This is a genomic window from Polaribacter sp. R2A056_3_33 (assembly GCF_019278485.1).
Taxonomy (GTDB): Bacteria; Bacteroidota; Bacteroidia; order Flavobacteriales; family Flavobacteriaceae; genus Polaribacter.
This window is the reverse complement of the sequence record NZ_CP058984.1, coordinates 969865-984774: the sequence shown is the minus strand read 5'-3', so window position 1 is coordinate 984774 and position 14910 is coordinate 969865. Positions and strand designations below refer to the sequence as shown.

12 protein-coding genes and 2 tRNA genes are annotated in these 14910 nt (G+C 30.8%); 9 read left to right on the top strand and 5 right to left on the bottom strand.

What is annotated here, in order from left to right; translation table 11 throughout:
• Nucleotides 1–13 precede the first annotated feature (13 nt).
• The gene (msrA, locus tag H0I29_RS04145; RefSeq protein WP_218731615.1) at nucleotides 14–550 is read right to left on the bottom strand and encodes a peptide-methionine (S)-S-oxide reductase MsrA; all 537 of its coding nucleotides are present in this window, start codon (nucleotides 548–550) and stop codon (nucleotides 14–16) included.
• 111 nt (nucleotides 551–661) lie between these two features.
• On the bottom strand, nucleotides 662–1108 hold the full coding sequence (msrB, locus tag H0I29_RS04140) for a peptide-methionine (R)-S-oxide reductase MsrB (protein WP_218731614.1): 447 nt from the start codon (nucleotides 1106–1108) through the stop codon (nucleotides 662–664).
• Nucleotides 1109–1299: 191 nt separating this feature from the next.
• Here msrB and H0I29_RS04135 point away from each other — a divergent pair, with 191 nt between their 5' ends.
• A complete protein-coding gene (locus H0I29_RS04135; protein ID WP_218731613.1) occupies nucleotides 1300–2502 on the top strand; it encodes a Pycsar system effector family protein in 1203 nt (400 codons plus the stop codon).
• Here H0I29_RS04135 and H0I29_RS04130 read toward each other — a convergent pair.
• Both H0I29_RS04130 and der read right to left on the bottom strand, forming a co-directional pair.
• The gene (locus H0I29_RS04130) at nucleotides 2499–4886 is read right to left on the bottom strand and encodes a GAF domain-containing protein (protein ID WP_218754515.1); all 2388 of its coding nucleotides are present in this window, start codon (nucleotides 4884–4886) and stop codon (nucleotides 2499–2501) included. The two genes, H0I29_RS04135 and H0I29_RS04130, sit on opposite strands and share 4 nt — an antisense overlap.
• Before the next feature lie 78 nt (nucleotides 4887–4964).
• On the bottom strand, nucleotides 4965–6275 hold the full coding sequence (der, locus tag H0I29_RS04125; protein WP_218733930.1) for a ribosome biogenesis GTPase Der: 1311 nt from the start codon (nucleotides 6273–6275) through the stop codon (nucleotides 4965–4967).
• 176 nt (nucleotides 6276–6451) lie between these two features.
• On the opposite strand from der, the gene H0I29_RS04120 reads away from it, so the two are divergent.
• On the top strand, nucleotides 6452–6961 hold the full coding sequence (locus H0I29_RS04120) for a GTP-binding protein (protein ID WP_218754514.1): 510 nt from the start codon (nucleotides 6452–6454) through the stop codon (nucleotides 6959–6961).
• Between the two features lie 87 nt (nucleotides 6962–7048).
• On the opposite strand, the gene era is transcribed toward H0I29_RS04120, so the two are convergent.
• Nucleotides 7049–7933, bottom strand: coding sequence for a GTPase Era (gene era, locus H0I29_RS04115; protein WP_165731878.1), 885 nt, complete (start codon nucleotides 7931–7933; stop codon nucleotides 7049–7051).
• 178 nt (nucleotides 7934–8111) lie between these two features.
• On the opposite strand from era, the gene H0I29_RS04110 reads away from it, so the two are divergent.
• The 7 genes from H0I29_RS04110 (at nucleotide 8112) to H0I29_RS04080 (ending at nucleotide 14910) form a co-directional block, all read left to right on the top strand.
• A tRNA-Met gene (locus tag H0I29_RS04110) sits at nucleotides 8112–8184 on the top strand.
• 223 nt (nucleotides 8185–8407) lie between these two features.
• Nucleotides 8408–8480 (top strand) — tRNA-Met (locus H0I29_RS04105).
• 54 nt (nucleotides 8481–8534) lie between these two features.
• Nucleotides 8535–9920: a tyrosine-type recombinase/integrase gene (locus tag H0I29_RS04100; protein ID WP_218754513.1), complete on the top strand. Its 1386-nt coding sequence runs from the start codon at nucleotides 8535–8537 to the stop codon at nucleotides 9918–9920.
• 134 nt (nucleotides 9921–10054) lie between these two features.
• A complete protein-coding gene (locus tag H0I29_RS04095) occupies nucleotides 10055–10243 on the top strand; it encodes a hypothetical protein (RefSeq protein WP_218731530.1) in 189 nt (62 codons plus the stop codon).
• Between the two features lie 60 nt (nucleotides 10244–10303).
• Nucleotides 10304–10711 (top strand): hypothetical protein, encoded by a 408-nt coding sequence (locus H0I29_RS04090; RefSeq protein ID WP_218754512.1) that lies wholly within the window; start codon nucleotides 10304–10306, stop codon nucleotides 10709–10711.
• A gap of 525 nt (nucleotides 10712–11236) precedes the next feature.
• The gene (locus H0I29_RS04085; RefSeq protein WP_218754511.1) at nucleotides 11237–13585 is read left to right on the top strand and encodes a class I SAM-dependent DNA methyltransferase; all 2349 of its coding nucleotides are present in this window, start codon (nucleotides 11237–11239) and stop codon (nucleotides 13583–13585) included.
• Nucleotides 13585–14910 (top strand): restriction endonuclease subunit S, encoded by a 1326-nt coding sequence (locus H0I29_RS04080; protein ID WP_218754510.1) that lies wholly within the window; start codon nucleotides 13585–13587, stop codon nucleotides 14908–14910. Before H0I29_RS04085 ends, H0I29_RS04080 begins: the two co-directional genes overlap by 1 nt.

Sequence of the window (14910 nt, the reverse complement as noted above, 5' to 3'; positions counted from 1 at the left end):
AAAACCTATTTTATTAGTTTAATTTATCTGCATGTAATTTTCTCAATTTAGCTAATTTTGGCTCAATAACAAAACTACAATACCCTTGTTGTGTATTTTCTCTATAATAATTTTGATGTTCTTCCGTTGCTTTATAAAAAATAGGTAAAGCACTTAACTCAGTTACTATCTTGTCATTATAATAATCTTGAATCTGTTTTAAAACTTCCGAAGCTATTTTTTGTTGATTTTCATCATGATAAAAAACCACAGATCTATATTGAGTTCCTCTATCTGCTCCTTGTTGATTTAAGGTTGTAGGATCGTGCGTTGTCATAAAAATAACTAAAATATCTTCATACGAAATTACATTTGCATCATACGTTATTTGAATTACTTCTGCATGACCTGTTAAGCCAGAGCAAATTTCTCTGTAGGTTGGTTCTCCAGGAACGTTACCACCTGCATAACCAGAAACTACTTTTTCTACACCTTTTACTTCTTGAAACACAGCTTCTGTACACCAAAAACAGCCACCTCCTAAAGTAGCAACTTGTAAATTTATATTCATTTATATTTTCTTTGTCATTAAGAGGAAAAATGAAGAAGTAATCTCTAAAAAATAATAAGATTTTCTCCTCGTTCCTCGTTCGGAATGACATTTGACTTTTTTTTAATTAAATTATTTTTTATCAATAACCATCGATTCAGAGTTTATACAATAACGTAATCCGCTTGGTTCTGGTCCATCAGGAAAAACGTGTCCTAAATGTCCATCGCAAGTATTGCACATCACTTCAACCCGAACCATACCAAAAGAAACATCTTTATGATATTTTATGGCATTTTCTTTAATAGGTTGCGTAAAACTTGGCCATCCAGAACTAGAATCGAATTTTATGGTAGAGTCGAATAACGGCGTGTTACAACAAACACAGTTGTACTGGCCTTCATCATAAATACTACACAAATCGCCTGTATGTGGTCTTTCTGTACCTTTTTGTCTTGTAATTCTAAATTGTTCTGCAGTTAATTGAGCTCTCCATTCTTTTTCGGATTTCTCTACTCTTTTATCTGGAGTCGGATTTCCTTTTACACTAAAGTTGATAATTTCTTTCCAAGTAAGCATATTTGTTTCTTTTCTTTTTAAATTAGTACTATAATGTTAATAGTTTTTTTAGACGTAAAAACACTTGTTACATTACAAATAATTGTTAATTTGTAAGCTGTTGAAAGCAAAACATAAATTTACGACCAATATTAATAAAGTGGTAGAGCAAATGATCATTTCTTCCTATTTATTTATAAAATAATTTTACAATGAACACATTAGTTTTAGATGCAGAAAAATATGTTTTTAATTTATTAAATAAGGAGTTAGATGCTGTTTATGTATATCATAATATAACACATACACAAGATGTGGTTGCTTATGCTACAGAACTTGCAGAAAACTTAAATATAGATGCAATTTCTAAAGAAAATTTACAGCTCGCAGCCTTGTTTCATGACACCGGATTTATAGAAGATGCAAAAAATCATGAATCTGAAAGTGTAAAAATAGCTAACAATTTTTTAAATGAAAATAATGTTGATGCTGGAAGAATAGCGGTAATCTCTAAATTGATTTTAGCGACTAAAATGGGAAATCAATCTGATAATGAATTAGAGCAGATTATAATGGATGCAGATTGTGCGCATTTAGGAAGTAAAAACTTTGAGAACAAGTTAGAATTATTAAGAAAAGAATGGGAAAGTACAGAGAATAAAAAGTTTTCTGATACAGAATGGATTGAGATTAATATAGAGTTTTTAACTAAAGGTCATAATTATTATACTGCTTATGCTTTAAAAAAATGGAGCAAAGGAAAAGACAAGAATATCTCTAAATTATTGAAAAATCAACATAAAATAAAAGAAAATTTAGCAAAGTTTAAGCAGAAAGAAGAAGCTCTAGAAATTAAACAAAATAAAAGTGAAGTTCCAGAAAGAGGCGTAGAAACCATGTTTAGGGTTGCTTTAAAAAATCACATGACGTTAAGTAATATTGCAGATACAAAAGCCAATATTTTACTTTCTGTAAATGCTATTATCGTTTCTTTAGCAATGTCTAATTTAATACCAAAATTAGACAAACCATCTAATAGTTTCTTAATAATACCTACTGTAATATTTGTTGTTTTTACAGTTGCTTCTATCATATTATCCATTTTAGCGACAAGACCAAATGTTACCGAAGGAAAATTCACAAAGGTAGATGTTGCTAATAAAAAAGTGAATTTATTATTTTTTGGAAATTTTCATCAAATGAAATTACCAGATTTTGAATGGGGAATTCAAGAGATGATGCAAGATAGAGATTATTTGTATGGTTCTTTAACCAAAGATCTGTATTTTTTAGGCTTGGTTTTAAATAGAAAATATAAAATATTAAGAATTACGTATACCGTTTTTATGATTGGTATTATTGTAAGTGTATTGGCTTTTGCAATTTCTTTTTATAGTTTAGAAATAGCTGTTTAAGCTTCAATTTCTTTTATCAAATCATTAAAAGTAATTGTTTTGTTTTCATCAAAACTTGTTTGATATATAACTTCTACACGCAATGCTTTTAAACCAGATGCGCCTTGTAAATCTTCTAATTCTAAAAATTCAATTTTTCCTAATTGATTTTTAGATTGTAAATAGTTAATATATTTAATGTATTCTAGAGCATCTTTGTCTTGAGAGTATACAATGGCAATTTTACCAGGAACTGTTAATCGTTCATCAGTTCCTTTTATGTTTGCTTTATCAATTCTCTTTTTTATAATTTCGTACCTAATATTGTAAGCACCGTCTACATCAAACTGCTTTTCATCCATTCTAAATTTAATAGCCATTGCATTGCTATGAACTAGAATTAAGGAAGCAACTTGTAAATCATGTTGCATGTTTTTACGCTCATAAAATGCTAAGTTTTCCATTTCATAAGTGGTTTGTAGTTGCCATAAACGAAGGTTGTACAAATACAGATCATCAAACTTTTTCTTTTTTGTAATAGCCTGTCCAATGTACATGTTGTATTCTACACCATCTGTTTTGTATCGCTCAAAATAATGAGGAAACATTTCTTGCGCTTGCTTTTGTTTGTTGTCTAAGAACTGTGCCAGTTTATCATTTAAAAGTGTAACACTATTCTCGTATTCTTTCCTTTTTTCATACACTACATTTAGATTTTTATCTAAACGTTTCATATAAACACTCACTTTCTGAGAAAGTTCTGTGCTAATTTTGTTAATATGATTAAAAACAGGATAAATTTCTCTATTTAAAAAGTCTAAAATATTTATTTCATCACCTGCATTTAACCCTTCTTTTACATCATTTAAATAAGAAGTAACCCTAAACATTAACTCATTATAAATAGGGAGTTTTTCTGTTTTACAAGCATCTTTTAATACTGTAATTGCTAAGGTTAATTGCGTGGTTAAATCTTCTTGAATTGCTTTATTTCTAGCAACAGAAGATCCTTTTATGTCACTTTGTCCAAACAATGGATATACATCATTAAATACAATTTCATCTAATTTTGCGTTGGTATTGGTTTGACGAGTTGTATGGTATTTTTCTGCAGCTTCATAAAAACGCCATTTTACAGAACTATGTATGGATGTGTAATTTTCTTGAATGGTAGCTTCTAAGATGTTTTGACGCTCTTCTGAAGTTCTTTTAACAGCGGCTTCAAAAACAGGAATAATATCTTTTAATTTATTGATGTTTACAGAGTTTAAATCATAAGCTCTTGGTGAAGCAATTTCTAATAAAGCCAAATCTCCATTGTTTGTTGCTTTAATAGGAATTAATATAATACTCTGAATGTTATTTTCTTGAAGATTTTTAGAAAAAAGATTATTACCTGTTTTTACTCCATAATCTGCTACATCAGAAATAATAAAAGTTTCATGATCTTTAAAAACTTTTTGCATAATGGTGTTGCAAAAGTAGCTAGAGTCGCAATTTATTTCTATTCCATGGTTTAAAATTAGACTATTGGATTTATTTACCTGCGTTTCACAAATTTTGGTATTTACGTTATCAAAAATAGAATACCCTAATTTTAAATCTCTAATGCTGTAAAAATCTCTTAAGTTACTTTGAAGCTTCGGTATTAAATCTTGTCCGCCTTTTAGTAGGTTTGCTTTAATAGAAGACAACATTTCTTCTGAAGTAACATCAAATAAACTAATAAGTCCGAATCCTTTAAAAATATAACTATTTGGAGGGAATTTCTCTTTCCATAAGGCTATATTATCGAAGTTATTCAGTAATTCTTTAAAGTCTTTTTCTGTTAATTTAGGTGCATTTTCTGTAGCTGTAATATCAGAAAAATCTCCATTAAAGGTGGTCCTATAATATTTCATTGTTCCAGTTGTATTATCTGGAATATCAAAATAGAAGGGTCTTTTTAAATCAACATTAAAACCATGTACGAAACTTAAAATAAATGTACATGCCATAATGTACATACTATCTTCTTCAAAATTACGAACATTTAATTCGTAGTTTTCACCTGCATTTTTTAATATGTTTTCAAAACGATTTGTAAATTTAAAAGAAGTAAAAGAGAAAGGGATACTTGCTGCTTTTATTTCGTTTAATAATAAAGGTTCTGGAAATAAAGGGTTTAGTAATAGATCTATCTGTTCTTTATATTTATCTAATAAAGAATAATCAGAAAAACCATCATTTAATTCTGGATGCTTGTTAATTAATTGTACCATTTTTTTAGCAGAACTATGGTATGGATGTTTTGCATACTCCATATCCGCATACTTTTTAAACAAGTCAAAAACCTTGTTAAAAGATACGTTTAGTTGTAATGGTAAATCCGTTTCAGCTACTAACTTCGATTCAATAATTTTCATGCCTTATAGATAGAATATATAATTACAATATTACTATTGTCTTAGACGTATAAAAGTAACAAAAGTTACAGAATAGGTTTATTTCTGTCTAAAATAAATAGTAATTGGTACTCCAGAAAAATCGTAAATATCTCTTAATTTGTTTTCAAGAAAACGTCTGTAAGAATCTCTAACGTATTGTGGTAAGTTACAGAAAAATACAAATTGTGGTGTTTGTGTAGGCAATTGCATACAGTATTTTATTTTTACAAACTTTCCTTTTATTGCAGGAGGCGGAGAAGTTTTAATGATATCTAACATGGTTTCATTAAACTTACTCGTTTGTATTTTGGTTTTTCTCTTCTGAAAAACTTCTACTGCAGTTTCAATGGCTTTAAACAAACGTTGTTTAGTTAAAGCAGAAATAAATACAATTGGCACATCTGTAAAAGGTTCAATTTGTTTTCTAACCATTGCTTCAAAATCTCGCATGGTATTGGTTTCCTTCTCTATTAAATCCCATTTGTTAATTAAGATTACAACACCTTTTCTGTTTTTTTCTGCCAACCAAAATATATTTTGATCCTGACCTTCAAAACCACGAGTTGCATCTACCACTAAAACAATAACATCAGAATATTCAATAGTACGTACAGCGCGCATTACAGAATAAAATTCTAAATCTTCTTTAACACGAGATTTTTTACGAATCCCAGCAGTATCTACTAAGTTAAAATCGAAACCAAAACGATTGTATTTGGTGTCAATAGAATCTCTAGTGGTACCCGCAATATTGGTTACAATATTTCTATCTTGCCCAATTAAAGCGTTTATAAATGATGATTTACCTGCATTTGGTCTTCCAACTACAGCAAATCTTGGTAATGCTTCTTCTTCTAAATCTACTGCTTCTGGTTCTGGCATTTTTTCTGCTAATGCATCTAATAATTCTCCAGTTCCACTTCCGTTAATAGAAGCAATTGTAAAGTATTCTCCTAAGCCTAAGTTGTAAAACTCTATAGCGTCAGGTTCACGCATTGCGTTATCTACTTTATTAACTACCGTAAAAATTGGTTTTTTAACCTTGCGTAAAAGTTTAGCAACCTCTGCATCCATAGGTGTAATTCCGTCTTCTACGTTTACTACAAAAACAATTAAATCTGCTTCATCAATGGCAAGATTTACTTGTTTTCTAATTTCACCTTCAAAGATATCATCAGAACCAGTAATGTATCCACCAGTATCAATTACTGAAAATTCTTTACCATTCCAGTCAGATTTTCCATAATGTCTATCTCTTGTAACTCCGCTTACAGAATCTACAATGGCTTCTCTTCTTTGTACCAGTCTATTAAAAAGCGTTGACTTTCCTACATTTGGTCTTCCTACAATGGCAACAATACTGTTCATCTCTATTGAAAATTTTTGCAAAGATACAATTTAAGCTTGTAAGAAAGATGTAAAAAATAAAGTCTTTAAAATACTGAAAAAATCTAAGGAAGTTTGTGTGGTTTTTTTACTGATTTTTGCTTGAATTGCAATCAAAATAGAATTTTTAATTACATTTAAAAAATAATATCAGTTTAATGAGTATTCAAGAAAAAAGGAATAGCGATTTTTTTTTAAGACCTAGGTTTTCTATTGATTTAAAAGAGAATCCTGAATCATTGCTAGAAAGAATTACAACGTATCTAAAAAGTGATGCTTGTATATATAGGAGTAATGTTGCAGATAAACATGTGTTTATTGATATTCCTATGAAAAAAAGTCATTTTTGGTCGCCACAATTACATTTTGAAATTGTAAAAGTAGATGAGAACTCTTCTATTTTAAAAGGTCTTTTTGGACCAAAACCACAAGTTTGGACACTTTTTGTGTTCGTCCACTTTGTGGTAGCTACCTTATTTTTAGGGGTAGGAGTGTTCGCTTACGTACAATATCGTTTAGGGGAAAGCTTGGTGTTTCCTATTGCTATTTTGGTTGCGTTGCCTTTAATTTGGTTATTATTATACTTTTTAGGAAGTATAGGTAAGGAGACCGGAAAAAATCAGATGAAAGAATTACACAATTTGTTAATCACTATTATTGAGCAATAGATATTAACTTTATTCCCGTTTTATCTGTTGCAAGCAACATTAACGGGAATGATATTTTAAAAATAGGTTTAAAAGAGTTCTTTCTTATTAACCTTGATTATAACCAAAGCGTTTAAGTTGTGTTTTATCGCTACGCCAGTTTTTATTAACCTTTACATACAGTTCTATAAAAACTTTTTTCTCGAAGAATTTTTCTAAATCTTTTCTTGCTTCTGCACCAACACGTTTTAGGGCAGATCCTTTATGACCAATTATGATTCCTTTTTGGGTCTCTCTTTCTACCATAATAATAGAACGAATTCTCACAATATTTTCTTCCTCTATAAATTCCTCTGTTTCTACTTCTACAGAATACGGAATTTCTTTTTTGTAATGCATTAGAATCTTTTCTCTAATTTTTTCATTTACAAAAAAACGTTCTGGTTTGTCTGTTAATTGATCCTTCGGATAAAAAGCAGGACCTTCTGGTAATAATTCTTTTATTTTATCGAAAACTGCAGGAACATTAAATTTCTCTAAGGCAGAAATTACAAACACTTCTGCATTAGGAACTTTATTCTTCCAGTATTCTATTTTTTCTTCCACTTCTTCCTGAGAAGACTTATCTATTTTATTCAATAATAGAATAACAGGAATTTCACTATGGATGATTCTTTTAAAGAAAGCTTCATTTTTTAATTCTTTTTCACCAACTTCTACCATATAGATAAGAACATCTGCATCTTCAAAGGCAGATTTTACAAAATCCATCATAGAAGACTGCAACTCGTAGGCAGGTTTTAGAATACCCGGAGTGTCGGAAAAGACAATCTGAAAGTCGTCTTCATTTACAATTCCTAAGATTCTATGCCTTGTTGTTTGTGCCTTCGCTGTTATGATAGACAGCTTTTCACCTACTAGGGCATTCATTAATGTTGATTTACCTACGTTAGGATTTCCTATAATATTTACAAAACCTGCTTTATGCGTCATAGTGCAAAGATAATTCCTTTTTATATTTGATTAGAATTTAGTGTATTAAAAAATGTTTTAAAAAAATAAAAAAAAGTTTGGTCAGTTATTTAATAATGATGTATATTTGCAGTCGGAAATAACAGTCGATTTTATGATTCGAAAGTTTAAAGCTAAGTTGATGTTTCTGAAACAATATCGCGGGATAGAGCAGTAGGTAGCTCGTCGGGCTCATAACCCGAAGGTCACTGGTTCGAGTCCAGTTCCCGCTACTAAGTAAAGAGTAATCAGCAATGATTACTCTTTTTTTTTTACTTTAATTTTTATTTTGAAAGTTGATTTTTTGTTGATAATAGGTCAATAAAAAATATATTTATAATTTTTATTAAAAAAGAGCGCAATTCTCTAATTAAGTTGTACATTTGCCGCCGGAAATAACGGGTCGATTTTATGATTCGAAAGTTAAAAGCTAAGTTGTTGTTTTTGAAACAATATCGCGGGATAGAGCAGTAGGTAGCTCGTCGGGCTCATAACCCGAAGGTCACTGGTTCGAGTCCAGTTCCCGCTACTAAGCTTATCGCTAATAGAATCAACGGATTGTTTACGAACAATCCGTTTTTTTATGTCTATAAGTTTCTTACTTTTACGTACCGTAAACGCTACCGTAAACGTTTTACCTATGAAATTGAATTATTCTGAACCAAAAATCTATACTGGAGGCGTGCCCATTTCTAGTTGGTCAAAGCTTTCGTTACAAGAAAAAAAAGTAGCCCTTTCTAAAGATTGGTTTGTTTATTTCTCCTACAGAAATCCTGAAACAGGTAAATTAAAAAAACAACCCTTTATAAAAGCAGGTGTAAATAAACTCAAAACGAAAAGAGAGCGGTTTGCTTTTTTAAAAACGATGCAAAAGGCATTGTTGCAATTATTAGATTATGGTTTTAATCCTTATGAAGATAATTCTGATTTAGAAAGTGCTTTTTTGGGGCAAGAAACAAAAGTAGTAACCGATAAAAAGGAAGATGTATCGATTTCTGCTAAGGTAGAAGGGCAAATAATTCCAAAAACACCAATAGAAACAGAAATTATAGTTGAAAAAGTTGAAGAGACTGGTATTTCTATTGCGGAGTGTTTAAAGTTAACTTTAGAGTTGAAAGTGAATATGATGAATAAAAATTCATATGTTCAATATAAAAGTAGAATAGGGCTTTTTGAAAAATGGTTGAAAGAAAAAGACTATTATAAGAACTCAATTACGTTTATTACTAAAAAAGTAGTGACTCAATATTTGAATGAAGTTTTAAAAAGGACTAGTGCGAGAAATCGAAATAATTCAAGAACAGACATTGCTTCTATGTTTCAAATTTTAGAAGACAATGAAATGGTAGCTCATAATTTTGTTAGGAAAATTCATGTGCTAAAATCTGTTCCCAAAAGAAATAAAACATATACACCACAACAAGAAAAGGAAATCTACAAGCATTTACAAGAAGTAGATGCCCATTTATTGCTTTTTGTAAAGTTTATATCTTATAGTATTTTAAGACCTATTGAAATTTGTAGGTTAAAAATTGAAGATGTAGACGTACAAGATAAAAAGTTGTACATCAAAGCGAAGAATAAGCCTGTACAGATAAAAATAATTCCAGAAATTTTATTAAACGATTTACCTGATTTATCTAATAAAGATCCCAAAGCATTTTTATTTGGTAGGTATGAAATTGGAGCGGAATGGAATGCACAAGAAACCAATAAGAGAAACGAGTTTACCGCTCGATTCAAAAAAATAAAAGACCATTTTAATTTAGGTGAAGAATACGGAATGTATGGTTTTAAGCATACTTTTATTACTAAATTATATCGAAAATTTAGAGAAAACATGTCTCAACATGAAGCGAAAAGTAATTTGATGCCAATCTCTGGACATGCAACGATGGTTGCATTGGAAAAATATTTACGTGATATTGATGCTGAATTACCAGAAGATTACTCTAAATTTTTAGCTTAGTGTTGGCTAGTAAAAAACAATCAGATTTTCTTTTAAAATAGGTGTCAAAAGCCGTTCAAAGCCAATAAAAGCTATCCAAAGGCATTCAAAGCCGAACAACTTAATTTTATAAAGATTCATTTTTGTGTTCTAATATGAATGCAGAAATCGTTTATCAAGTAGCAAAAGCACTTCCGAAAGAAGAGCAAAGATTGCTGTTTGATAAATTAAAGAAAGATTTTGCGATTGTATCTAAGCCTAAAAAACACAAACATAAGCCACTTTTAAGTACAGAAGATGCTTTAGAATATTTATTGAAGAATGTGTTTTCTAGGAAGCAATGAATCAAAAAAAATATATAAAAATCGCGATTTACCTTAAATCGTATGTAAGCTTAAGTCAAAATGGAATCAAGAAACTATATCTGTAATTATTGTAGAAAGGAATATATACCTAAAAGAAGAGGTGTGCAAAAGTTTTGTAGTAATAGTTGTAGAGTAGGTTCTCATAACCTAGAGAAAAAGAAATCAAAAACAGGACTGGTTCCTGCACCACAAACAGTAAAATCAGAAAACACAAAAATAGAAGAAATGAGTTTTGCTGGGGTTGGAAATGTTATAGTAGGAACTTTTACGTCAGAATTGGTGAAATCTATTTTTACAAAAGAAGAAAATAAGCCTGCAACAAAAGGAGATCTAAAATTAATATCTTCAAAATTAGAGAGATTTCAGATTATTAAAAATATGAATCCTAATTTCAATGGACAAAAGGCTTATTATGATAATGAGCAGAAAATTATTGTTTACATATAGGTTTTAAAAGTATTACTGCTTAAAATACTTCTACAAAAGAAAATAAAATTATTCTTATTGTTGACATTTCCAAATCTTCCATAAACCTAAACCTTTTTTAAAAAGTATCTAAAATTATTTATAGATGTACAGTTAGAACTCCTTTTTCAAGATAAGATGAGTTGTTTCTAGTTGATAAATTTTATAGGATTTTATTATTGTTTTTGTATTAAAAAAATACAAAACAAACTATTTTAAAATAACGTCAGAATAGTGTATAGTAAGTCTGTTTTCTTAAGTGAAATTAATAAAAAAGGTCAAAAATGGGTAATTATACGTTAATCGTACGTATAATTAACGCAAAATAAGAATAAGGCACTCTACATGTAATTACTGTAAAAAGATGTAAAATATTTCTACAATTCTAGTTTTATATAATTATGGTTTTCCGTAATTATATATCAGTTCGTTTTACTACTTTAGATGCTCTCAAAAAAATTGTATTCCTTATAATGTTTATAGCATGATAAGGAAAAATCCATATATATGAATAAATCATCACACAATAAATTAGTATCCTTTATTTGGTCTATTGCAGACGATTGTCTTAGAGATGTTTACGTGCGCGGAAAGTACCGTGACGTTATTTTACCAATGATTGTATTACGCAGATTAGACGCGCTTTTAGAACCAACTAAAGACGCGGTTTTAGAAGAATTAGCCTTTCAGCGTGACGAAGCTGGTTTTACCGAATGGGATGAATCTGGTTTGCGAGAAGCTTCTGGTTATGTGTTTTACAATGTAAGCACCTGGACACTTCAAAAATTAAAAGATACCGCTACTAACAGTCAGCAAATATTACAAGCAAATTTTGAAGATTACTTAAGCGGATTTAGTCCAAATGTAAAAGAAATCATTCAAAAATTTAAGCTCAAAAGTCAAGTGGCTCACATGGCGAATAAAGATGTGTTGTTAGATGTATTAGAAAAATTCACATCGTCAAACATCAATTTAACACCTTTTGAAAAAGAAGATCCAGAAGGCAGGAAATTACCAGCACTTTCCAATTTAGGAATGGGGTATGTTTTTGAAGAACTCATTAGAAAATTTAACGAAGAAAATAACGAAGAAGCAGGAGAACACTTTACACCTCGTGAAGTAATCGATTTAATGACACACATTATTTTCGACCCTATAAAAGACAATTTACCACCAGTAATGACTATTTACGATCCTGCGTGTGGTTCTGGAGGAATGTTAACCGAAAGTCAAAACTTTATTAAAGATGAAGCAGGCGAGATTCGTGCTACAGGAGATGTTTATTTATACGGAAAAGAAATAAACGACGAAACCTACGCTATTTGTAAGTCGGACATGATGATTAAAGGAAACGACCCTGAAAATATCAAAGTTGGTTCTACCTTATCTACAGACGAATTTGCAGGCAAGTCTTTCGATTTTATGCTCTCCAATCCACCCTACGGAAAGTCTTGGAGTAGTGAGCAAAAATACATCAAGGATGGTAAAGATGTTATTGATCCTCGTTTTAAAATCTCTTTAAAAAACTATTGGAATGTAGCCGAAGATGCAGATGCCATTCCACGTTCGTCAGACGGACAATTACTGTTTTTAATGGAAATGGTAGATAAGATGAAATCTTTAAACCAAAGCCCAAAAGGAACACGCATTGCTTCGGTACATAACGGAAGTAGTTTATTTACAGGAGATGCAGGAGGAGGAGAAAGCAACATCCGCAGACACATTATAGAAAACGATTGGCTAGAAGCTATTGTACAATTACCAAACAACCTGTTTTACAATACAGGAATTACGACTTATATCTGGATTTTAAGCAACAATAAAACTGCCAACCGTAAAGGGAAAGTACAATTGATTGATGCAGGGCAACTGTACCGTAAACTGCGTAAAAATTTAGGGAACAAAAACTGCGAATTTTCGCCAAAACACATTACTAAAATTGTAAATACCTATACCAACATGAGCGTTGCAGAACGCGAAGGCGAGCAAGGTATTTCTGCTCAGGTATTCGATAATACAGATTTTGGCTATTACAAAGCCACTATAGAAAGACCAAAACGATTAAAAGCACAATTTGCGGCAGCACGTATAGAAACTTTGCGTTATGATAGAGTTTTACAAGAACCCATGCAATATGCTTTTGAAACCTTTGGAGAAAGTATCTACTCGAATACCGCAAAACACGAAAAAGAGATTTTAGAATGGTGCGAAAAAAACGAGTTAAACTTATCGTCTGCCAATAAAACAAAACTGACCAAGCCTGCAACATGGCAAAAGCACTTAAACCTAGTAAAAGCAGGAACTGTTTTATTAAAAGCCATTGGGAAAGAGGAATACAACGACTTTAACCAATTTAAAAAATTAGTAGATGCCGAAATTAAAAAGCAAAAACTATCTATTAGCGCAAGCGATAAAAAAGCCATTTTAAATGCGGTAAGTTGGTATGATGCAGATGCTGAAAAAGTCATTAAAAAAGTTGAAAAACTATCTGGTGATAAATTAACCAAACTCTTAGCACAATTAGATTGCGAAGAAAAAGATTTAGCTGACTTTGGGTATTACCCAACTGCTAAAAAAGGAGAGTACACAACCTACGAAACGGAAAGCGACCTACGCGACACCGAAAACGTACCACTTAAAGATAACATACATAGCTACTTTTTACGCGAAGTACAACCACACGTACCAGAAGCGTGGATAAACCTAGATGCCACCAAAATTGGTTACGAAATTAGCTTTAACAAATACTTTTACAAGCAGACACCATTGCGTAACATAGACGACGTTACCAAAGATATTCTAGACTTAGAAAAACAAAGTGATGGTTTAATTGCAGACATTTTAAACTTGGTGTAATGGTAGAAGTAGAAAATAAAGTACAACGTTACGATACCTATAAAGATTCTGGTGTAGAATGGTTGGGTGAAATTCCTACTCATTGGGAAGTAATAAGATTGAAAAATATTATAAGAGAGAATATAACGGATGGTCCTCACGAAACACCAGTATTTATAGATGAAGGTATTCCTTTTCTATCTGTTGATGGTATTCAAAATGGAGAGTTGGTTTTTGAAAATTGTAGATATATTAGTCAAAAGGATTTTATTAAATATAAAAAGAAATGTGAAATTGAAAAGTTTGATATTCTGATGGGAAAAGCAGCTTCTATTGGAAAAATAGCTCAATCCAAAGTTGATTTTGAATATAGTATATGGTCGCCTTTAGCATTGATTAAGCCTTTGCTTTCAAAAGTTAGCTCTACTTTTTTAGAATATTATTTGAAAAGTACATATTCTCAATTTCAAATTGAAATTTTGTGCACTTCCAATACTCAAAAGAATATAAGTATGGGAGATATCCCTAAAATAATTACCACACTTCCACCACTTCTAGAACAAACCAAAATAGCACAATTTTTAGACGATAAAACCACCAAAATTGAGGATGCTATTGCTATTAAACAGCAGCAAATAAACTTACTTAAAGAACGCAAACAAATTTTAATACACAAAGCAGTAACACGTGGTTTAGATGATAGTGTTACTTTGAAAGATTCTGGTGTGGAGTGGATTGGTGAGATTCCAGAGCATTGGGAGGTGAAGAAATTGAAGTATGCAACTAGAATATTTAGGGGGAAATTTACACATAGACCTAGAAATGATGAAAGAATGTACGATGGAGAATATCCGTTTTTTCAAACAGGAGATGTTGCAAGAGCAGGGAAATATCTTTCTGTTTTTAGACAAACATTGAATGAAAAAGGACTTAGGGTTTCTACATTATTTCCTAAAGGAACAATTGTAATTACCATAGCAGCTAATATTGGAGATATTTCAATTTTAGATATTGATGCTTGTTTTCCAGATAGTATAGTTGGTTTTGAACCTAATGATTTTGTTGAAAAGCATTTTCTCTACAATTCACTTTTAGTAATGAAGGAACAATTTATGAGTTCAACAATTAAGAATACTCAAATGAATTTGAATGTTGATAGGATTGGGTCTAATTCGATTGTAATTCCTTCAATGGAAGAACAAAAAGAAATTTCAGCATATATAGAAACTGCTTCAAAAAAAATAGAAACAGCTATTGGCTTAAAACAGCAAGAGATAGCCAAGTTAAAAGAGTATAAGAGTAGTTTAATAAATGGGGGTGTAACAGGTAAGGTAAAGGTTTGTTAG

Coding starts and splice junctions, on each gene's coding strand:
- msrB (WP_218731614.1), bottom strand. CDS start 1,108: ATGCTTACTTGGAAAGAAATTATCAACTTTAGTGTAAAAGGAAATCCG.
- H0I29_RS04130 (WP_218754515.1), bottom strand. CDS start 4,886: ATGAAAATTATTGAATCGAAGTTAGTAGCTGAAACGGATTTACCATTA.
- H0I29_RS04135 (WP_218731613.1), top strand. CDS start 1,300: ATGAACACATTAGTTTTAGATGCAGAAAAATATGTTTTTAATTTATTA.
- H0I29_RS04080 (WP_218754510.1), top strand. CDS start 13,585: ATGGTAGAAGTAGAAAATAAAGTACAACGTTACGATACCTATAAAGAT.
- H0I29_RS04090 (WP_218754512.1), top strand. CDS start 10,304: ATGGAATCAAGAAACTATATCTGTAATTATTGTAGAAAGGAATATATA.
- H0I29_RS04100 (WP_218754513.1), top strand. CDS start 8,535: ATGTCTATAAGTTTCTTACTTTTACGTACCGTAAACGCTACCGTAAAC.
- H0I29_RS04120 (WP_218754514.1), top strand. CDS start 6,452: ATGAGTATTCAAGAAAAAAGGAATAGCGATTTTTTTTTAAGACCTAGG.
- era (WP_165731878.1), bottom strand. CDS start 7,933: ATGACGCATAAAGCAGGTTTTGTAAATATTATAGGAAATCCTAACGTA.
- H0I29_RS04085 (WP_218754511.1), top strand. CDS start 11,237: ATGAATAAATCATCACACAATAAATTAGTATCCTTTATTTGGTCTATT.
- msrA (WP_218731615.1), bottom strand. CDS start 550: ATGAATATAAATTTACAAGTTGCTACTTTAGGAGGTGGCTGTTTTTGG.
- H0I29_RS04095 (WP_218731530.1), top strand. CDS start 10,055: ATGAATGCAGAAATCGTTTATCAAGTAGCAAAAGCACTTCCGAAAGAA.
- der (WP_218733930.1), bottom strand. CDS start 6,275: ATGAACAGTATTGTTGCCATTGTAGGAAGACCAAATGTAGGAAAGTCA.